This is a genomic window from Microcella sp., assembly GCF_051860105.1.
Lineage (GTDB): Bacteria > Actinomycetota > Actinomycetes > Actinomycetales > Microbacteriaceae > Microcella.
Genome location: NZ_JBHYEO010000010.1, coordinates 19,821 through 40,549 on the forward strand (window position 1 = coordinate 19,821; position 20,729 = coordinate 40,549).

The 20,729-nt window shown below is 64.8% G+C and carries 17 protein-coding genes; 8 read left to right on the forward strand and 9 right to left on the reverse strand.

What is annotated here, in order from left to right; all coding sequences use genetic code 11:
- Nucleotides 1–328 precede the first annotated feature (328 nt).
- A complete protein-coding gene (locus ACTIE9_RS07345) occupies nt 329–991 on the reverse strand; it encodes a hypothetical protein (RefSeq protein WP_439564932.1) in 663 nt (220 codons plus the stop codon).
- Between the two features lie 299 nt (nt 992–1,290).
- Entirely contained in the window at nt 1,291–1,851 is a 561-nt protein-coding gene (locus ACTIE9_RS07350; protein WP_439564933.1) for a helicase associated domain-containing protein, read from the reverse strand.
- Between the two features lie 237 nt (nt 1,852–2,088).
- Between ACTIE9_RS07350 and ACTIE9_RS07355 the strand changes: the two genes are divergently transcribed.
- Complete coding sequence (locus ACTIE9_RS07355; RefSeq protein WP_439564934.1) at nt 2,089–2,700, forward strand: hypothetical protein; 612 nt, start codon at nt 2,089–2,091, stop codon at nt 2,698–2,700.
- A gap of 28 nt (nt 2,701–2,728) precedes the next feature.
- On the opposite strand, the gene ACTIE9_RS07360 is transcribed toward ACTIE9_RS07355, so the two are convergent.
- A complete protein-coding gene (locus ACTIE9_RS07360; RefSeq protein WP_439564935.1) occupies nt 2,729–3,781 on the reverse strand; it encodes a DNA N-6-adenine-methyltransferase in 1,053 nt (350 codons plus the stop codon).
- 151 nt (nt 3,782–3,932) lie between these two features.
- The gene (locus ACTIE9_RS07365; RefSeq protein WP_439564936.1) at nt 3,933–4,835 is read right to left on the reverse strand and encodes a restriction endonuclease; all 903 of its coding nucleotides are present in this window, start codon (nt 4,833–4,835) and stop codon (nt 3,933–3,935) included.
- A 343-nt stretch (nt 4,836–5,178) separates the two neighbouring features.
- On the opposite strand from ACTIE9_RS07365, the gene ACTIE9_RS07370 reads away from it, so the two are divergent.
- The 4 genes from ACTIE9_RS07370 to ACTIE9_RS07385 are packed head-to-tail and all read left to right on the forward strand — an operon-like array spanning nt 5,179 to nt 10,805.
- Complete coding sequence (locus ACTIE9_RS07370) at nt 5,179–5,946, forward strand: TnsA-like heteromeric transposase endonuclease subunit (protein WP_439564937.1); 768 nt, start codon at nt 5,179–5,181, stop codon at nt 5,944–5,946.
- Nucleotides 5,936–7,882, forward strand: a complete 1,947-nt coding sequence (locus ACTIE9_RS07375; protein WP_439564938.1) for a hypothetical protein — start codon at nt 5,936–5,938, stop codon at nt 7,880–7,882. The genes ACTIE9_RS07370 and ACTIE9_RS07375 overlap by 11 nt, the downstream gene beginning before the upstream one ends.
- A gap of 2 nt (nt 7,883–7,884) precedes the next feature.
- Complete coding sequence (locus ACTIE9_RS07380) at nt 7,885–8,937, forward strand: TniB family NTP-binding protein (RefSeq protein ID WP_439564939.1); 1,053 nt, start codon at nt 7,885–7,887, stop codon at nt 8,935–8,937.
- Entirely contained in the window at nt 8,937–10,805 is a 1,869-nt protein-coding gene (locus ACTIE9_RS07385) for a zinc-ribbon domain-containing protein (RefSeq protein WP_439564940.1), read from the forward strand. The genes ACTIE9_RS07380 and ACTIE9_RS07385 overlap by 1 nt, the downstream gene beginning before the upstream one ends.
- A 37-nt stretch (nt 10,806–10,842) precedes the next feature.
- On the opposite strand, the gene ACTIE9_RS07390 is transcribed toward ACTIE9_RS07385, so the two are convergent.
- The 4 genes from ACTIE9_RS07390 to ACTIE9_RS07405 form a co-directional block, all read right to left on the reverse strand.
- Nucleotides 10,843–12,600 (reverse strand): GTPase, encoded by a 1,758-nt coding sequence (locus tag ACTIE9_RS07390; RefSeq protein ID WP_439564941.1) that lies wholly within the window; start codon nt 12,598–12,600, stop codon nt 10,843–10,845.
- 5 nt (nt 12,601–12,605) lie between these two features.
- A complete protein-coding gene (locus ACTIE9_RS07395) occupies nt 12,606–14,774 on the reverse strand; it encodes a GTPase (protein ID WP_439564942.1) in 2,169 nt (722 codons plus the stop codon).
- Between the two features lie 324 nt (nt 14,775–15,098).
- On the reverse strand, nt 15,099–15,695 hold the full coding sequence (locus tag ACTIE9_RS07400; protein WP_439564943.1) for a hypothetical protein: 597 nt from the start codon (nt 15,693–15,695) through the stop codon (nt 15,099–15,101).
- A gap of 375 nt (nt 15,696–16,070) precedes the next feature.
- Nucleotides 16,071–17,693: an alpha/beta hydrolase gene (locus ACTIE9_RS07405; RefSeq protein ID WP_439564944.1), complete on the reverse strand. Its 1,623-nt coding sequence runs from the start codon at nt 17,691–17,693 to the stop codon at nt 16,071–16,073.
- A 99-nt stretch (nt 17,694–17,792) separates the two neighbouring features.
- On the opposite strand from ACTIE9_RS07405, the gene ACTIE9_RS07410 reads away from it, so the two are divergent.
- The 3 genes from ACTIE9_RS07410 to ACTIE9_RS07420 all read left to right on the forward strand — a co-directional run bounded on the left by ACTIE9_RS07410 (nt 17,793) and on the right by ACTIE9_RS07420 (nt 19,336).
- Nucleotides 17,793–18,149 carry a helix-turn-helix transcriptional regulator gene (locus ACTIE9_RS07410; protein WP_439564945.1) on the forward strand — a complete coding sequence of 119 codons (357 nt, stop codon included), beginning with the start codon at nt 17,793–17,795 and terminating at the stop codon, nt 18,147–18,149.
- A gap of 127 nt (nt 18,150–18,276) precedes the next feature.
- On the forward strand, nt 18,277–18,681 hold the full coding sequence (locus ACTIE9_RS07415) for a hypothetical protein (protein WP_439564946.1): 405 nt from the start codon (nt 18,277–18,279) through the stop codon (nt 18,679–18,681).
- Nucleotides 18,682–18,784: 103 nt separating this feature from the next.
- On the forward strand, nt 18,785–19,336 hold the full coding sequence (locus tag ACTIE9_RS07420) for a hypothetical protein (RefSeq protein ID WP_439564947.1): 552 nt from the start codon (nt 18,785–18,787) through the stop codon (nt 19,334–19,336).
- Between the two features lie 7 nt (nt 19,337–19,343).
- Here the strand turns inward: ACTIE9_RS07420 and ACTIE9_RS07425 are convergent, their stop codons facing one another.
- Nucleotides 19,344–20,669, reverse strand: a complete 1,326-nt coding sequence (locus ACTIE9_RS07425; RefSeq protein ID WP_439564948.1) for an ATP-dependent DNA helicase — start codon at nt 20,667–20,669, stop codon at nt 19,344–19,346.
- Nucleotides 20,670–20,729: the final 60 nt, after the last annotated feature.

The window sequence follows — 20,729 nt, forward strand, 5'->3', positions numbered from 1 at the left end:
CGGGTGAATTGAGCCCCACTGTGGGCCGCGTGAACCAGGAAGCCCGCAGCGCGGGCGATGCTGTAAATGCTCAGGCGGTCAGAGTGGCTCGCTTGTTCAGAAAGCACCATCGCTTTGTGCATGCAACCTCTCCCGTCATTTACGGTCGTCAACTGTGCCCCGGGGTCAAGGACCAGGAGTTGGTTCCGGCGGCTTAGTCTCTGGAATCGCTTCAATGTCGTTATGCCCTCCCTATGCGCGGCACGAGCCTCGGAAAGACTCAAAGTCCCTTGGTCGCCGCGACTCGAAGTGGGATCACGCGGCTTACGTGGCTGACGTGGGCGCCCTGTTAGTAGTGGGATGTGCGATCCACACGCAGTTCCTTCAGTTCCCCTTTCGCCCATAGGTGTACCTTCGCGAGATCCGCCTCGGAGAGCATCCCGACCCACGGAGTCGGTCGTAGAAAGTGCAGGCGAGGTTGAACGTCCGCAGGCAAAAGCGCGTGGATTCGCTGGCCCACTTCATCGTCAATCCAGAGCGCGACGGCGTGTGGGTCGGAGCGAAGTGCGTGCACAACGGTCTTGGCTTTCCAGTGGTCGGCAGCCCGGTAATCGTCCCGGAACCCGAATCGTGAGGGCTCGACGCCATCGGGGATCTCAGCAATCCGGACGCGGTCTTCGGCAATGCGAAGGTCAGCCTGCAACTGTCGCAAGTGGTCAGGGGAGACCATCCACGAGGTCAACCATTGAATGTCGAGCTCGGCCGGAAGGCGGCGGATCGCTGTCAGAACGCGCGGGCGGCAGTACATGTAGCCGCGTTTCTCGGCCAGCGGCATGAGCACACTCACGCGCGACTCCCGAGATCGCGGCTCTTTCTCTTCGGGCGCGCGTCCTCCCATCCAGGCGAGGAAGACTTCGACGCTGTTCGTGCGCGGGCGCAGCACCGTCGAGTCGACATCGAGAAACACGATTCGTCGCGGCGCCGCCGCCGGGTGAGCGCTGCTGATGGTCATGACGTTCCCTGATCCTCGATGGTCTTGTGCACGGTCACGGCAGGCTCCCGTTGTCTCAGGTGAACTCGCAGTGGCCGCGATCGTGTCGCAACAGCCGAGCCCATACGCGATCTCGAATGCCGCAAGGTCCATGCCCTGGAGCCATTGGGGAGAGAGGTGCATGTGGACCGGAACGACACCGAAATAGGAGGGCGGGGGACTTGTCGCAGAGAGCAGCTCGATTTGCGGGCATCGGGCAACGCTCGCATTTCCCCCACTTCGATTTCGCCGCACAAGTGCCCACCTCCGCAGGCGAGTTCTCAGCGACGGAAGTTCAAGGCGGTCATGCGCTGTTGTAGCTGCTTGAGCATGGCCAACCGGTCGGCACCCATAGCCCCCGCCCGCACCCGCCGCCCCTGATTTCGATACCAAATCGCCAGGCGCACCTCCGCCTTGTCATTGCTTCGACGACGAGGGCGGCGGCCGTGTTCACGCACGAAGAACTCGAACTGCTGCATCGAGTTCAGCCAGGCCTCCTCCGCCGGGCTCCACGACCACCCCGGAATCAAGTCCAGCCGTGCGCGCTGGTAGGCCGAGAGACGATAGAAGTTGCGTCGCTGATACCGAGCCCAAGCCACGAGGTGCTTCGCCGCGGGGAGGGGTTGCGTCGAGCGCAGCGTCGGCAGGCGGCCGTGGGTAGAAACATGCGCTTCAAGCTGCTGGCAGATAATCACCCACTGGCGATACCGCTTGGATGCCGATTCGGGATCGAGGGCCGCGAGATAGTGGTCGACTGCCTCGCTCGGTGCGAAGCGGCGCTGACGGGCTTCCTCTGACCACAGCTCGTGCAGTTGGTGAAGGCCTTCTGGGTTGGGGTGCACAGCACACCGGGTCCTTTCCGAGTGCAAGGTGCACCCGGCGTCCCTATGCGCGGCATCAGCCGATCGGCTCCAACTTGGCCATCGCCAAAGCCCGTTGTCGGCCTGATTCCTCAGTCACGGGACATCGCCCACTTGATGCGCGGCGCACAGCGTGAGGCAAGTTGCTCGACAAGGACGTCATGCCGCGCATAGGGAATCTCGACGGACGAAATTCGTCCCGATAGACAGGAGAACACCGTGAACGAGTCCAACAGCCAGCTCGCCCAGCGCGAAGCCCGCCGTCTGCTGTTCAAGGAATACGTGCTCGCCAGCGACGCCGCGCAGGCCTGCCCGCACCGAGAAACAGGGGACCTGTGTCCCTGCGGCGTCGCAGTCACCACGGCTGTCGAGAACTTCATGCAGCTCGTGCGAGCTTCGTTGTCCGCATCAGCGTCGCCTCCTGTGCAGTCGGAGGTGCCGGTCGTGAGCGTTGAGGCTCAAACCAAACCGGATGACCTCGCCGACCACGTCGATGCGAAGAAGATTGGCACTCGGCGCGAGCGGGTGCGGTTGTGGAACAGCGTCGCGAAGAACGAGGGCTTGAGCTTCACGACCAGTGCGGGCTTGCCCCATTCCGCCAGCTTCATGCGAGAAGAGATCGCGGCCGCTGGCGGAGTGGTTCACCTTTCGGACCAGTACTACTACAGCGGAGTTCTCACCGAGTCGAGCCGCCTCATGTTCGAAGCGTTCGACATCGTGCACGACGGTGACGCCCGTGACATTGCCGACTTCTTCGTTCGGAACGCCGACAACGCCGAGACCCTCTGGAACGCGGCGCTCGAAGCGGCCGACAACCGCCACATCTACTGACTATTTGCTTGGCCGGAGCGTCTAGACACTAGACAGTCGGCGAGGTCACGTGCGCGTACACGTCGCCGACTTCACCAAAGTGGGAGGCGAATGCTTCCGTCCGGCCTCCGAGATAGATCAACACCGATGGGAACTGAGCCTCACCAGCCGAATCGCTGAACCGCAGTCGACCCCACAAGAAGCATCTTGGATAGGGCGCCAGAACGCGCATCCACTGAGTGTTCGTCCGAGCAGGAAGCAACGCAATCGCTTCGGGGACATCTCCCGCTAGGTGATGGTCGTGAAGCTTCTGCACCCACTGCCGCGGCGACCGATCAAATGGGGGGTTCAGGAACACTCGACCCCGCCACGCGTGCGCCAGCCCGTCGTCGCTGGCAGTGAAGTGGGTCTTCGCTGGCACCCAAGGAGCCTCGTGTGAGTTCGAGGCGGGGTCCAAGTCGATCGCGCCCAGGAACGACTCGATCCTATGAAGGAGATCTTTGGGTGTGTACCACTCCTGCGACCGAGAAGACCGACGCATCCGGTAGTACTCCGCCGCGAGCACGCGGTCTTTACCGGCCGCGCGGATCAGCTCGGCAGCTGTTCGGATCGCCAGGATGCCAGCCTCGACGTCGTGAAGCATGTCTTCTGGACCGTGTTCCAGTAGGACGCGGCCGTCGCGAACGCTGCGCTCCGACACCCCCAACTTGTCGGCTGCTTGCCGTTGTGTGACCTGATCAAGCGGCGCGTGTGCCGCTTGTGTCGCGCGTGCGCCGCCGTGTCCAAAGGTGGCCAGGCGGGCTGCGACCACGGCTCGTTGGCTTTCGGTGAGGTGGCGTCGGTGCAGATTGATGTCGACAACCCACGCCAACAGCTCGCTCTCTGAACGGGTCGTCGTGACGAACCGCGGTTGAACACCTGCGGCCTGGCAGGCGAGGAATCGGTTCCGGCCATCGACAATCGCGCCCGAAGTATCGAGGACGATCTGTTCGCGTAGCCCATGTGCGCGAATCGACTGGGTCAACTCACCAAGCGCATGCTGATCCATCAAGGGGAAGAAGTTGGCGAAGGCGTGCCACTGTCGCGCTGTCGACTCTTCCACCTAGTCAGTCTTCCCGGCCGAAAGGTTGCCGCTACGAGAAGACCATGTCTTCTGCGGACCATTCGGCCATGGTCGCCCTAGTTGCTGCGAAAGACGTGACCGGTTGCTGGTCGTCTCCGGGACTTCGACACGCTGGACGGCCACGTGCCACCTACAAGAGCGCGGTCGCCGGCGCCGTCATCCCGCGCAGAGTGCCAAGCTCGGCACTGTAGACGAATAAGGGCATTTCGGTTGCGGTTGCGAAGGCGATGGCTTCGGCTGTGTAACCCGCGCTGGTGAAGAAGAGGGCGCGCATGCCGCGGGATGCGGCGACGCCGAACAGCTCTCGAACCTCAACCACGCTGACCTTGCCCTTGTAGTGCTTCACCTGCGCAACGGCGGTTTCAGAAGTGGCGTCGATGCCTCCGTCTGCACGTTCGGGTGTTGCTTGAGCGTCAAGGAAGCCGAGGTGGCGCATCCATTCGACAACAAGGAGTTCCGCGCCGCGAGGCGACGCTCCGTACGGCAGCGGTTGCGGAGCCGGGGCCGGTCGGCTGCGAATGAGCGCTGCTCGGGCTGCTTCTGCAGCAGCTTGCTCGGCTGCTTGCTCAGCGAAATGGCGCTCGCGGCTGTCTTCGATCTGTTGCTCGAACGGCGCGAGGAACTCTTCGATGCGCTGCTCATACTGGTCTCGGAGCTCTCCCCAATCGTCGTCCCCGATGTCGACAGGACTGCTCACGCGACTGTCGCGAGTGGTACCTACCCCTTCTTCGCTGGCCATTCGGTGCATTGTTGCGGCGAAGATATCGACCTCGGGTGAGTGGTGTCCGCTGAGCTCACGGGGCAATTCTGTTGTCGAATACCTATTGTGTTTGTGGCGGCGGTGGAACACGAGTTCCCGAGTCGTGAGGCAGTACTGGATGCGCCGCCACCGGTCGTTCAGTCTGTTCGACGTCAGTCGATTTAGATCCTCAAACGTGGGCTGCGCGATCGCGCCGCTGCGGTACGCGTCGATGGCGATCGTTGACAAAGCGATGACCGCGTTGTCAATCTCCTCAGAGGTGAGGAGCGTCATCCAGTCGCTCGGCTGGGGTGCTCGGGCAGACAGCAGCAGATCCTTCCGGCGTGGGCTTGAACCACCACGCTATCGTGCCAGCCGATCCCTGCCCGGTTACCCTGGCGCGACCCCTAGCCGGCGGTTGAGCTCGTGGCCTGACCGCACCCGCCGCACACAAGTAGCCAACCACTGCGAGGCGGCGACGATCTTCGCCAGGGACCGCTGACCTGGACTCAGGGTAACCGCCAAGCGGAGGTTGGAGCCTTCTCCGCAATCGCCGAGGTGACGGGGTCTTCGCCTTCGGTATCACTTGATCTCAAGAATGGCCTCCGGACGAGGCGATGCCGCGCATAGACATTGCGTGAACGAAAACGTGAACCCCAACCCCACCGCAGTCGTCGCCTTGCGCGCACAGAAGTTCAGCGGTCGCGCATCCGTATCGTGGCTCGATGCCACGGGCCAACTCCAGCGCGCCAATGCCGACTCGGCCTTGCTGGATCGCGAGCTCTACTTGGCCGAACCGATGCGTCGCGGCAATCACTACCCGCGCCAGCGCAACTACCACGGCTGGTACTACTTCTCCCAGACCTCCAGCCACGTGTGGTGCGAATCCAAGTTCGAAGCCTCGCAACTGGCCGCCCTCGATCAGGGCACGGGTGTGCTGGCGATCTCAAGCCAACCGATGAAAGTGCAGTTCGATGACGGGACCGAGCACTACCCCGACTTCCTCGCCTTGCACGACTCGCACCGGCAGGTCTTGTACGACGTAAAGCCGACGAAGTACCTGACGGAGAAGTACCTCGACCAGTTCGCCCGGACGAAGGCCATGTGCGATCGAGTCGGCTGGGGATACCGCGTTCTCACCGACTTCGATCCCATCGACGAGATCAACTTGCAGTGGATTCGCCAGTTCAAGCACCCCGGCTTCCACCCCGACCGCGCCGCCGTGAGACGACTGCTGCCCTGTTTGCCCGGTTCGCTGGCTATCGCCGCAGCCGCCCTGCAACCCGGCAACATGCCTCACGGCCGCGCCGGCATCTTCCACCTGCTGTGGCTGCGCACCCTCCACACCGCACCCGGCATCCGCCTGTCCGACTCATCCGTGATCGAGGTGTCCCATGATGCGTGAAGTAGACCTGACCGAGCCGCTTCAACTCGACACCGGCGTGTACGACGCGGTGCAGCGCGCCGGCAACTGGATTCGACTCCGGCCCCACCACCCGGGAGAGCCGGTCGACATGCCCGTGTGGGAGCTATCGCGGCGCCTCGTCGGTGCCCACAGCTACACCATCTCGCCGCGGTCGATCGAGGTAGTGCCAGACGCTGCCCGCGACCACGCCTTCAGTTGGGAGCAGCATCTGGTCGAGATCGAAACCGGTCTCGGCCGCAACGGCGAGATGCGACCGCAGTACGACCCGTCCGCCACAAGTCAAGAACAGCGCGTGGCCGAGAAGATCAAGGAGCTCGCCGTCCACCACGGCCGCTCCGTGTCGCGGGCAACGGTCATGCGAAAGCTCAAGGAGTATCGCACCTGCGGTGTGGTCGGCCTCATCGACGGTCGCGCCACGCGCGCCCACGGACCGGTGGACCGACTGGATGAACGAGTACACGAAGCGTTGTGTCAGGTCATGGCCGCTCAAGCTCAGAAGTCGTCCGGCACGAAGTCCCGCATCATCAACCAAACCAGGGCCATGCTGCTGCGCACCTACGGCGCCGACGCTCCCGAGATGCCGTCACGCGCGACGATGTACCGCTACGTCGAGATCCTTGACGCTGGCCGCCACACGACCGGCCGCGCCACCACCAGGCGTTCGCAGGCGAACCGCCCCAAGCGCACCTTTGCCGACGCCAGCATGCTTCTTCCCGGCGCGCAGATTCAGATCGACTCCACCAAGCTGGACGTGTTGATTCAGGGCGCTGACGGCCCGGAGCGACCCACGCTGACGATCATGCTCGATGTGGCGACGCGCAGCATTTTGGCGTGGACATTGCGGTTGACCGCCACGAAGGGTGTCGACCACGCAGTGCTGCTGGCGCAAGCGCTCACCCCGTTCGAGAACCGGCCGTCCCGCACCGAGCATCGTGCTGCCGTGCGCGCACGGTTCCCGCACTTGGCTCTGCTCGGCGAGCAGGAGCATGAGCGGGCACGCCGCTCAGCACCGCACGTGTTCCCCCGGGCGGTCACGATCGACAACGGCAGGGACTACGTCAGCGGCACGTTCACATCCGCGTTGAAGAAGTTCGGCATCGATGTCACCCTCTCCGCCCCCCACACCCCCACCGATAAGCCGCACGTCGAGCGCACTTTCAGCTCGATCAACACGCTGTTCGTGCAGTACCTGCCGGGCTACGTCGGTAAGAGCCCAGTCGACCGCGGCTACAAGGTCGAGAACGACACACTGCTGGACCTGTGGTCGCTGTACGAACTGTTCGACGACTTCGTTGCGCACGTGTGGCAGAACCGTCCTCATGAGGGCCTGACGGATCGGTACGAGCCGACGATCAAGCGCTCGCCCAATCAGATGATTGCTGTGGCGGCCGGCATCACCACGACTCTGAGCCTTCCGCTGACGGAGCGCGACTACATCGAACTACTCCCCATCGAGCATCGCGCGATCGGATCCACAGGGATCCAACTCGGAAAGCGCTTCTATGACTCCGACCTGCTGCACCCGCTGCGCGGTGCCAAGAGCAGCATCCCCTCTCGGGGTGGCCGCTGGGCGGTGCACTACGACCCGTACAACTGGCAGACCGTGTGGCTGGTCGCCACTGACGGCGAACTGATTCCTTGCACGGAGCGCAACGCACACCTGGCAGTTCACCCCTACTCGACGGAGTTCGACGACTCCCGTTGGCTGTTCGACGAAGACCCCGACAGCGCGGAGCCGGCCAGCGACGAGTACGAGGAAACGGAGCGCACCAAGATCGCCCGAGAAGGTGCCGCACTCGCCGGCGTCCCGATCCACCAGCCGCCTCTGCCCTCACCCGCCCGTGCTCCGCACGAGTGGGCACCGCTTCCGACCGACCTCGACGGCTACGACGTCTTCGACCCAGCAAAGGACTGACCATGTTCTTCCACTCCATCGATCGACCCGCCACCCTGAACCAACGCGAAGGGCTCATGCAGTACCTCCAGAACCCGCCGAGGCGACCAGAACTGCTCAACCGGGAGCAGCTCGCGGCGCTCAGCGAGCCGGCTCGGGCTGAGTACAACCGGCAGCGCATCGTGCACCTCTCCGGAGGCATCCTCATCAACACGCCGTACCTGATGACGGCCAAGAAGATGCTGGTCCGGAGCTTCGCCGCCAACGTCGGCCGCAACTCCGGTCACACGGGCCTGATGATCTCCGGCAACTCCACTGTCGGCAAGACCACCACCACCAAGGCACTGATGCAGTACACGTTCCTGCAGTACTGCAAACAGTTCCCCGACTTCGAAGCCCACAACCGCATCCCGATCGTCTACATCGAAGTGCCTGCAGCCTCCACCGCGAAGCTGCTCATGCGCACCTTCGCCGACTTCTTCGGTCTCAGCGTGCGCAATAGCGAGTCGATGGACAGCATCCGAAAACGCGTGATCGACACCCTGCACGACGCCGGCACGCAGCTGATCGTGGTCGATGAACTGCACAACCTCGCCCACCGCAATGTCGGCAACGGCGACTCGGTCGATGTGCTGAAGAGCCTGCACAACGACGTCGCCGCAACCTTCGTCTACGCCGGCATCGACCTGCTCAGCGGCAACCTCCTTGCCGGCACCCGCGGACAACAGATCGCCAGCCGGTTCGAGGCCCTCCAGATGCTCCCGTACCTGCCCCACGACACAGAGAGAGGCGACTGGGTCAAGCTCCTCGCCTCGTACGAGCGAGAGCTGCTTCTCACCGAGCACCCGTCTGGTTCCATTCCGGAGATGCGCGGCTACCTGTACGAGCGCACCAGCGGATCAGTCGGCAGCCTCAGCCGACTGCTCAGTAGCGCCGCGATCGAAGCCATCACGAACCGGGAGCTGCCCGAGGTGATCACCCAAGCGCTTCTGGAAACCATCCGCGTGGACCACACAGCAGAGGCCCGCCGCCGTGCGACCGAAAAGCTTCTCGAACCAGACATCGACTTCAGCTGATGCCAGCCGAACGCACCTTCCCCTTCTCCGTCCGCCCACTTCACCGCGAGACGATCGACAGCTACACACGCCGACTCCTGCTGGCCAACCACGAAGACCCCGGCCTGCCCAAACGCCTGATGCGCGCCCACGATGCAGAGGGCTCAGAATCCGTCACCTGGCTTGAGGTGCTCGCTGCGAAGACGGGCCGCGGAGAGCTGCACCTCGAAGCACCAGTAGGCGGGCTGATCACCCACCGCGACGGCGGCCACTGCGGCCAATGCGCTGAACTCACGCCGGCACGAAGACTCTGCACCCACTGCTCTCACGGCGCCGTTGTTGAGCAGCATGCCCACGTCGACTCACCCGTCTGTCGACGTCACCGTCGATGGGTGGGCTTCGACGCCGTGCCCCAACGGCCCGTGAGCCCCGAACTGCTCACTGCAGAACGACAGCTACGCCGCGTGCACCGCGACGGCCGCTATGAGCACCGCATTTTCCTGGTCCTCCTTCGCACGCTCGCCCCTGATTGGTCCGCTCAATCTGCGGCCTTTCCGCTGGCCGTTCGCATTCTCCAATCGGTGACCAGCTGCGCATTCTTGGCCCGTCTGCTCGACCCGAGCATCACCTACGCCGACGCGCATCGGCTGCTTGCCGAGGTCGTTGCGCTACACACCTCGAACCAAGAAGTGGTCCGAGCTCTCTGGCTCTCCCTGCGGGTCGTGTTCGCGTCGATCCACCTCAGCCGGCATCGAGGCGGCCCCATCCCCGAGCCATGGGCCCACGCTTTCCCGATCGCGCCCGAGCTGCTCGCCAGCTCGTCGGTGGCTGCCGCGCCGTTCGAGTCGTTCAGCGGATTCCTCACTGCCGTCAACGTCACGCTGGAAGACGCGGTCGACTTCGAAGTGCAGCACCACCTGCTGCAACTCGACCCGGACGAGCACGCCAAATACCGCACGGCCTGCGGCAACGGGCACCTTCTACTCACCGCCGCCAACCGACGCCGATTCGGCGCCTGCCAGACCTGCGGGCATGGCGTACGCCCCGGCATCAACGACATCTACACCCTCGCGCCTCGACTCGTGTCGGAATGGGATGCAGAAGCAAACGGAGGCGCAATGCCCGAGAATTTCGCCGCTGGCAGCTCCGAGAAGCGGTGGTGGCGGTGCGCACACGGACACCCATTCGCTGCCACGCCGAGCAATCGACACATCAACAAGTCACGATGCCCCGTCTGCATGAACCGGTTGATCGTCGCCGGCGTGAACGATTTGATGACGACCCATCCAGAGATCGCGGGGGAGATCGACGATGACTTCGCTCCGGCCCTCCTCTCTAAGGCATCCGATCACATCACGTCCTTCCGCTGCCCCAGCGGACACCGCTACCAGAGGCGCATCGTCGACCGCGTTGCCGGAAAGGGATGCCTGACGTGCACGGAAGACGGCCTGAGGGCTTCAAAGCAGAGCATCGTTGACACGCACCCTGAGGTCGCGAATGAGTGGCACCCGTGGCGCAACCATCAGCGGAAGCCTGAGCACTTCAGCTTCGGGTCACGAGAGACCGCCTGGTGGCTATGTCCGCGAGGCCACGCGTTTGAGTCCCGCATCGAGCGTCGAACCCGGGCCAACTACCGGTGCGGAATGTGCAGCAAGCGTGAGTTCGCCCCCGGCGTCAACGATCTCGCGACTACCGACCCCGAACTCGTTCTCGAATGGCATCCCCACAAGAACTCGGCCAGCGCCAGTGAGCTGATGTCGATCGACAAGCTGTTCTGGTGGAAGTGCATTGCGAGCGGGCATGAGTACGAGCAGACCGTTGACCATCGTCGCAAGTCCATGGGTTGCCCCCAGTGTGATCCTGCTGACCGTGTAATGCATCGGGCGTAGGTCTTGTTGGCGGACAGTTGGTGGTCACCCGGCGCTTCTAGCCTGTCCCTGCCTGGTCGCTTGTATCCCTTTCCACCGCGCTGAGGTCAGAGCTTTCGGCGAGCAATCGGTCTGCCTCTGCAGAGATAGCGGCGATCTCTCGCCCTGCATCGCTACGCGCTTCATCCGCGCCGATGATCGACTCCTGCGCCGCTCGGATCCCGTCGATCAATGCCTCCATTCGCGGGTCGACTACGCTGGCGAGTTGACTACGCGCGTTCGCGGAAATCCTGTCCGCGTGCCCCATGATCTCGGTGACGAACGCGGCGTGCTGCCGGTCGCCCGCTACCTGGGTACGTCGCGCTTCGCGCTCATCTCTCCAGATTTCGTACCCGGCGCTTCCGATCTGCACCACGAAGCCAGCCACCTTTACGGCCTTGCCGATCTTGTCAGCGATCTTCACTGCTTCCCACGGCGCGAACTTCTTGTCGAAGACGACGTGGCCGACCTCCTTGACCATCTTGTGGCCGGCGGTGCCAGCCGAGTTGCGTACCCCGTCACCGGCACCCCACCATGTCCGGCCTTGCTTGAGTTGCTCCACCACCCGGGTCAAGTCAATCTCGCGTGATGCACGCTCTTGCGGCCTCTGACGTCCCGCTGAGCGCCCTGTCTCTGTGTCTAGCTCGACGGGTCCGTCAAGGATGATTTCCCCTGCTGCCATCAGGAGTTGACCCGCCCTGTTGCCTTGCTCGATTTCAAGTAGCTGCTCGGTCAGTTTCGTGGTCTGAACCTCGACCAAGCGATTGACGACGTCGGCGAACTGTTGGGCGTGGCGACCCAGAGCATCTGCGAGTCGTTCTTTCGCTTCGGCCAAGATCAATCGCGCCTCGGCATCGTCTGCCGGGACGCTCGTCGCGGTGTCCACGAATCCGATCACGTCTACGCGGCAGGCTGACTTGAAGGTGTCCTCTGCTGACTTGAAGAGATGATCGATCATGTTGCGCCGCTCGGCCGCGGCCGCATGCTGACTCGCAAGCAGGCTCAACGCCAATTTGGAGTTGTCATCCGGTACAAAGAGCTCCTGTGCTTCGTCACACAGTTGACGGACAAGGTGGATCGGTTGCCTCAGCTGGGCAAGATCGCCACGCGCCACGCTGATGGTATTGATCGCACTACGTAATGAGTCGATCCCTGATCGGGCTCGCAACTGCTCCGACCTGGGGCCCCCTTCAAGACTTCTCAGGTAGTAAACCGAGTCCACCTCCACGATGGGGAGCGTGAACGAACTGGTGCCTAGAGCTCCGTGGACTTCGTTTTCTCGGATCCCCGGAGCCGCCGACTGCATTCCAGATTGAGTGATGACCACGATCGTTTGGCCGTGAAGCCGCAAGTCAATTGTGATGCGCCGAAGATACTCACTTGCCGCATTGTCGAGAAGGCCCACGTTCACTACAAACAGAATGAAGTCAGCATCCCCCACGGCCGCCCTCGCCTTGTCATCGTGCTCCCTGAGCCCCGACTTCACGCCCGGCGTGTCGACGAGAACAACAGCGCCATCCCACTCATATGGCGTCACTTCGTCGGTCGCAATATCAGCGTGACTGATGGGCCGAACTGCTCCGTCCGTGAGCGCTTCAATGAGTTTGGACTTCCCACTGCTGTATTGGCCGGTGAGCACCATCATGGGCTTCTCGCGCGGTTCCGACTTCGCCCTCGCAAGGAGATCCGACGCGATCGGCCCCGGCTGGCGCGAAAGCACCGTCCGGAGACGGACTATGAGGTCATTGCCTTCGGTGGCAAGTTCGTGGACGAGCATGTGAGTCACTGTCGGTCTCCTTCATCGATTCGTACGTGAATGCCTGTGTGCGCACGGGCCAGCGACTCCCACGCCTCCCGTACTCCTGAGGGCAAGGGGTCCGGATAGGAAAGCACCAAGCGGTCTTCATCCATGTGCTTGACCGTGATCTCCTGCTCCGAGAGGTTTCGCATGATGTGAAGCGCCTGCGTTGCCGGAGCATCACCGACCCAGACCGGCATGATCCGTTCCACGGCCTCAGACGGAGGGAACAACACGAGCTCGCTGTAACACGGCTCCGCCACGTCAACTACGTAGCCTGCACCGCGCCATCGTGTTGCCTTGCGCACAGAGTCCGCGTTCCGACTGCGTCCGGTCAGCTTCAAGATTTCGCGGCTCAGCTCTGCGTCCAGTACACCGATTCCGGACTCGATCTTCTCAGCTGCCTTCTCTAGTTTCGCAATTGCACGTGGCAACGCAGCCATGACCCTCGACTGGCGCGAAAGCTCGAACTGGACTGCCGCTGTCCAGTCTTCACGCACCCTCATCGCCGCCGAACCAAGGTCAAGTTCAAGCTGTGTGAGGAGCGGAGAGAGCTGCTCTCTCATGCGCTTCCTACGTCGCGTGTGAAGCTCGGTTGGAGAGGTGAACGCGCGGTCACCAATCCAGTCGATCAGACGGTTCACCCCCAGCAGTGAGGCGACGAGGCCGATCACGGCGCCAAGCACAAGCCCGACGGCATTTCCAACCCCGGGCCCAAGAAAGGTGCCGATCAGGGCCCCGACTTTCGCGCCTCCAATCGTGCCTGCGATGCCCACCAAGACTCGACCCCCTGCTTTCACCGCACGGTTTCCCCAGATCGCACCGCGAAGACCGAGGTTCTTGAATCCTCCAGATTCAAAGTGCGCCCAGTCCTCCGCAACGTCTATTGCGATCGTCCTCAAGTCCTCCACCAGTCGATCCCCGATCGAAGTTGCGGCCTGCGCCAGGCGGACTCGAAGAGTGTCGACTTCCTCCGCCCAACGGCGATTGATCTCTTTAGCAGGCTGATCTACGTCGACCTCCTCAATCCACCGCTCCCGGGATCTGACTTCTGAGGTGAAGGTTCCCTCCAGTTCGTCGGCTGCATCCTGAACCCTTCGAAGTGCACGGATCCGGAAGCTCTCGCGGCTCCCGACCATTGCCTCGTATGCCGCCTGGAGGGCCCACGTTTCGCCAACAAGAGCACTGGATGTTTCCGTTAGCTCGATTTGAGCGGCGTCAAACAAACTGACCACGCGTCGCTGAGTCGCGGTGCGATCCCGCTGGTCGGCCAACGCTGAAACAAGCGCGTCAATCCGACTGTTGGTGCGCAGAACTGCCGACAACTGCTCGTCCAACCCACCCCCCACGGAAAGGAGAGCCGCCTGCGCGTGGAAAGGGACGGCGTGTAAATACATGCCACCCGCCCGTGCAAGGTGTCGTCGGATTGGCGCGAGATTCCCTTCAGCGTCACCGCCGAATACGAGCTCCGGCTCTTCCACAAAGTCGAGGAGTCCATCCTCGTTGGTGACATCCTTGAGACAGTTCAGTGCCACAAGAATCGGCTTCCCCATGTCAGCCAGTCGTTCGAGGGCCTCACCGGTCTCGGCTTGAGTGGCCTGAGTTGGGGCCACCCAGAGAACTAGGTCCGCGTTCGCGACTTCCGCAAAGGCGGCCGCGTAGTCCTCTTCACCGTCATGCGCCCCAACGCCAGGCGTGTCGACAATCTCGATACCGAGAGCCAAGGCCTCCCGTCGCTGGGCATGCCTGGTGAACCTCTGACGACCATCCCCTACCAGGTCTCCTGAACCGCCGGACAGATACTCGAAAAGCGTGCTCTTTCCAGCCTTGGTGCGTCCCATGAGTACGACCCGGAACGGTAGATCAACATCTCTCTCCGCGATCTGGTCGAGAACGAGTTGAAGGCGCGCTTCGGCATCTCGCAAACGGGTGACAGTGGGGTCGAGGGTTGACTGCGCTCCCGCAAGGACGCTCAACGATTCGATTTCCGCCGCGGCAGTGTCGAGTCCTTCGACGAGATCCCTCCCGACCTGCGAGAGCAGCGACTTCAACGTCAATAGCGGCGTCTCGCCATCGGAGTCGGGACCATAGAAGAGATGACGGGCCCACTCTTTGCCGACACTCGCGGACCGCCCCGAGACCGTCCAGCTCATTTGCTGGTCCACGGCAAGTTGGAGACGGGCACCTGGGAGAACATGGGGCCTTGCCCTCCTTCAGCGTCGTACTGACTTGAGATCGCAAGGATGACTGGCTGCTCTCGGCCGATGTCGTAAATGATATGACATCAACAATGTCGCCCGTCTGCCGCGAAGTGCCGCCGGAGGAACGACGAGTTCCAGACTTAGCATTCTTCGACGTGCCGCATCGCGCTCAGATAGCCGCCCAGAGGACCTACCCCCTTTGTGCGCTGCGTGCCGTCGGACACGTCAACTTGCTCCTAACGGACGAGTGTTTCGCGAACGCGCGAGCAGATGCGACTACGGAACAACGTGAACGATCAACTTCCCCGAGAATCTGTCCCAGGCAAGCTGCACGACCACCTTCGCGCCCGCTGGAACATCGATCGCAGCGGAACGGAACGATGACTTGAACTTCAAGACTCCCTTTCCTTGGCGATTGACCTGGAGGCTCTCGTCGCGACCAACCTCACCGACGGGCACTTCGTTCCAGAGGACCTTCACACGAGGATTCACGGCGAACATCTCTCTGTATCCGCGAACTGAGACCTCCGTTGGCCGGGCGCCATCGTTCGTGTCGAGGGCAGAACTCGCGCGTGTGCCAACGTCGGGTGTCACGGGCCGAGTCGGTGCCTGGCGGGAATTAGCCTCGGTGTTCGTCGTCCGGTACTGGGGCGTTGGAATCGCAGTATCCGAAGGTCTCGGCCGCTTGTAGAAGGAAATGGCGATCAGACCAACGCCCGCTACAAACAAGAGCAGAGCATCCAGCACGCGTGCGCCGGCATCGATCGCCCCGAGCGTTCCCCCCGGTCCAGGGCGGCCGCCATTCCAATTGAGTAACCCGATCACGAGGAAGAAGAGCAGTGCAAAGCCCAGGATTCTGACGAAGATTCGCATGACCGCACGGTAGCAGGGCGAGGCCAGTCTCTGGCGAAGCAACCGGGACTGCCACACGCGCAATTCGCACGGTGTGGTCACGGGGCCGGCGCGACCGACGAAGGCACGCGAGTCTCGACTTAGAACGCAAAGTCTGATCGTTTGCGCCGTGACGGGCGACTTGTCTCACCCTCGCTGAGACGGCGCGCGGCAGCGGCGCGGAGATTCCCCCGATTCATCCAGTCTCAACTAGCTGAGAAATCTCATCTGGATTGAGAACTGTCAGCCGCTCCTGCGGCGTCGCGCCGCTCCCGCGCGACGAGCGCGGTCGCCGCGCTTCGCGTCCCGGCTCGCGCCGAGCCGGCCGCCGCTCCTGCGGCGCAGCGCGCTCCGCGGTCAGTCCTCGTCGGTGAGGGCGTAGCTCGCGATCTCGGCGCGCACGCGATCGAGGGCGGCGGGCGTGAGCCCCGCATCCCCCGTCACCGCCAGCCAGCCATCGACGACGACGTCGCCGAAGTTGTGGCCGTGTCGCGCCGGAACACTCTGCCCCATGAGCATGTCGATCGTCACCTGCAGGCCCGTGACCACGGGGATCCAGCGCATCGCCGGGCTCACATCCGCACCGCGCTGGTCGGGTTCGAGCCACTCGGGCGACGACCACAGCAGCTCGGGAGCGAGCCATGTGATGGGGTCGGTCGCGTGCTGGAGGTACAGCACGCGCGGCTCCTCCCAGGGGCCCGGCAGACGATCGGTGTCGCCGGGCTGCGACATCCAGCGCACCTGCGCGCCCTCATCGAGCACAGGCTGCCAGGCGGGCGACCCGGCATCGCGGGCCCCCTGCAGCTCCTGCCACATCGTCGCGCTCGCTGGGCTGCCCACGAAGAGCGCCCCATCGGTGCGCTCGCGCAGGTCGGCGAGGTCGGCGAAGACCTCCTGACCACCGTGAGCGCCGAGGCTCAGGCCGTAGGTGACGAGCCGCGGTCGGCTGTCGACCGGTCGGCTCGACCACTCGGCATAGACGGCCTCGAAGGTCGCCCGCGCGGCCTCGACAGGAGCATCCGGATCGAACAGGAACGACACCCAACTCGGCGTGTAAGCGTACTGCAGAGCCACGATCGCCGTGTCACCGCCATGCAGGTATTCGACCGCGTCGACCGCCTGGTCTTCGAGCCAGCCCGACCCCGTCGTGGTCGCGACCACGAGCAGCTCTCGCTCGAAAGCACCCGTGCGCCGCAGCTCGTCGACCGCGAGCTCGGCGCGCTCGGTGATCGTCGTTGCATTGCCGAGCCCGACGTAGACCCGCACGGGCTCGACCGCGTCGACTCCCGTGAGCGCCGAGATCTCCGCCGCCGTCGGGCCTCCCGCGACGAACGTGCCCCCGTGCCGACCGAGGCCGCTCCACTCGACCGCCGACTTCGACCCCGCTGAGCGGTAGTCGCTCGGCGGCTCGACAAGCAGCGCATCGGGCGCGCCGTTGCGGTCGGCGTAGATCGCATCGATCGCGGCGACGGCGGCCATGCCGAGCCCAAGCACCCCCGCTGCCACGACGGCAGTCGCACCGAGAAGGCCGAGGGCGGGCCCGGTGAGCCGCACGAGGTGCACCGTCAGGCGCCGCACCCCCCGGCCGATCGTCACGAGCAGCACGGCGGTGACCAGCGCGCCGACCGAGAACGCGCCGACCGCCACGGCATCGAGAGGGGCGACCTCGACGAGCGCGCGCACCTCGTTCTGCCAGCCCACCGCAGCGAGGCCGATGACCACGATGATGGTCGCGGCGAGCGCGAGCATCCCCCACCAGAACGCGCGGTGCACCCGCGGAGACGGTCGCCAGGGGGTCGCCGAGCGGATCGCCCACCACACGAGCGCCCCGAGCAGGTACCCGAGGCCACACGCGACACCCGCGAGCACTCCCTGCAGGATCGCGGGGCGCGGCAACAGCGACGGGGTGAGCGAGAGCGCGACGAACGCGAGGCCGATGAGCGAACCTCCCGGGTCGAGATGCCACCAACGTCGCGTCATGGCGCCAGCCTACGGCGCGCGGTGCCGGTCAGGATCGGGCTCCGACACCCCTGCGCCCCCCGACCGAGGGGGGTCGGTACAACGAGACGCTGTCGTACCATGGAGACCGCCGCCGACGGCGTCTGTCGACGGTTGTCACCGCGCGTGATGCGCCCCGACCGGAAGACAGGAATGCCGACTGCCGACAGTGACGATCTGAGCTCGTTCGGAGAGCGAGTGCGTCGATTCCGCGTGGAGCGAGGGCTCACGCAGTCGCAGCTCGCCGAGCAGGTCGAGCTCGATCGCAAGACGATCAACCGGCTCGAAGCAGGCCACTACTCGACCTCTCTTCGCACGGTGTTCCGTATCGCGGCCGCGCTCAGCGTCGTGCCGGGGCACCTGTTCACCGATGACCTCGGCGACTCCACGGCAGCGACGTCGGACGACCTCGTGGGCTGGGAGACGGCCGAATCCTGAGGCGGTCCCCGCGACGGAGCGGCAGGACCTCGGACTCTGACCGGGCGTGACCGCCGTGCTCTAGGCTGAGCGGCACGATTCCGGCGAGGCCGCCGGGGGGCAGCTGTCGACTCGAAAGGGAGCCGCCATGAGACGCACAGCACGACGCGAGTCCGCTCAGCTCGTCGAGGTCGCGTGCGGCATGACGGTCGACCTGTTCTGCCAGCCCGAGCACACGGGAGCGAGCGTGCAGTGGCTTTGGTCGGCGCCGCTCGATCGGCTCGCCGACCGCGGGCTCGACGAGCGCGAGGTTCTCGACCGGATCGTCGAGATGACGCGGCGCGCGGGGTTCCATCCCGATACGCACTCCTCGTTGCACCGGATGCTCCTGAACGGCTCCGGTCACGAGGCGGCCTGCCCGTTCTCGCGCGACGAGTGCTCCGGCGCGCACCTGGTCGTGACCGGAGCGGGGCGCGTCGGGGCTCGACCGTTGCGCCGCGCGGCATCGATGGTCGACCTGATCGCGGCACACACCCCTCTGCTCTCGCGCTGACCGCCGCGCGGGGCTCGCTCGCGCGGCCGGCGCAGCTCTCTCGAGATCGCTCCCAACCGAGCGGCCACCGGCTCCGAACAGTGGTCATGAGCGAGGCAGACGCATGAACGGGACGACAGGTCGGTGGGTCGTGGCACTGTCGGCGGCGGGGGCCGCCGCCATCCACGGCGCGACGTCGGTCTCGGCCGTCGACGGGGGCGTCGGCGCTGTGCTCGCAGTGGTGGGGGCCGCCGAGCTGACGATCGCGGTGGGGGCCGCGACCTCAGCCCGGTGGCTCCCCGCCCCTCGCACGGTCGCGCTGCTGCTCGTGGCACCGGTGCTGCTTTGGGCGACGCTGCTGCTGGTCGCCGTCACCGCCGATTCGCCGGCCATCGCGGGTTCGCTCGCGACCGTGCCGCTGGCGGGAGCGACCGTGCTGGGACTGGCCGGTGCCGCATCCGCGGGGGCGGATGCGCGGCGCACGCGGGTGGGGGCCCGCGTGCGCCCGGCCCGCGCCGGTCTCGCCGTGGCGGCCGCAGCCGTGCTGACCGTGCTCGTCGTGACGCCCTCGGTGGCGGCGACGCTGCCGAGCGCCGGCATCGCCCCGGAGGAGGAGAAGGTGCCGTCGACCATCGTGTTCGGCGGCCACTCCGGCCACATCGGCTACCAGCCCTGAGCGGAGGCTACCCGCTCGCCGCGATCGCCCGACCGATGCCCGGCTCGGCCTCGGCCATGAACCGTCGCACGTCGTCGTCGACGATGATGTCGCTCGGGCGCAGCGGCCGCACGAGGTGCAGCCCGTCGAGTGAGCGGATGCGACTGAGCGCCACATAGGTCTGCCCGGGCGCGAAGGCACGGGGCCCGAGGTCGACGATCGCGCGGTCGTAGGTCGAGCCCTGCGATTTGTGGATCGTCACGGCCCAGGCGAGGCGAAGCGGGAACTGGGTGAACTCGGCGACGACGTCTTTCGAGACGCGCTTCGTCGCCGCGGAGTAGGTGTACTTGTACTTCTCCCAGGTCGCGGGCACGACTTCGTGGCTCTCGCCGTCGACCTCGACGAACACGGTGCGGCCGATGCGCTCGACCGTGCCGAGGCTGCCGTTGACCCAGCGCGGGTGGCCATCGCCTCCCGTGTCGTTGCGCAAGAACATCACCTGCGCGCCGACCTTCAGCTGCAGCTCCTCGTCGGCCGGGTACCCGCCCTTCGGCCCGAACTCGCCAGCGATGTCGGCCCGAGCCGTCTTGGGGTCTCCGGGCAGGCGGCGCAGGGCATCCGCGTTGATGCGGGTGACCGTCGCATTGGTCGTGGCCAGCGTCAGAACGCCGTCGTCGGGAGCCGGACGGGCTCCGGCCTCGTTCAGGGCGCGCCCGATCTCGGGCGTCACCGTGCCGTGCCGCACGGCGGTCAGCATCGCCCGGAAGTCGGAGTCCTGCTGCCGGTGGATCGTCTGCAGCTCGACGATGCGCAGCTCGGCCTCGGCCCACACCCGCGCGTCGAAGAACCACATCGACCGGTAGTGATCGGCGAAATACGCGCGCTCTCCCTCATCGCGGCCCGGCACCGGCGCCAGCTGGTAGGGGTCGCCGAACAGCACGACCTGCACCCCGCCGAACGGCTCGTGCCGACGAGCACGCGCCTGACGAAGTCGACGGTCGATCGCGTCCATCAGGTCGGCACTCACCATCGAGACCTCGTCGATCACGACGGTGTCGATCGAGGCGAGCAGGCGCCGCAGCTCGGGCGGGTCGTCGAAGTCGTGGTCGGCGATGAGCCCGATCGGCAACCGGAAGAGCGAATGGATGGTCTGCCCGCCCACGTTCAAGGCCGCGACCCCGGTCGGGGCGCAGACGACGACCGATCGCTCGGTCGAGGCGATGAAGGCTTCGAGCAAGGTCGACTTGCCCGTGCCCGCTCGACCCGTCACGAACACGTGCTCTCGCGTCGACTCGATGACCTCGAGCACCGCCGACTGCTCAGGGCTGAGCGCCGCGCCGGTGCTCTGCGTCATCGCCCGCCTGCCCTTCGTGCCGTCGCCGATCAGCGATCTTCCACTGTAGCCGCGGCCCCG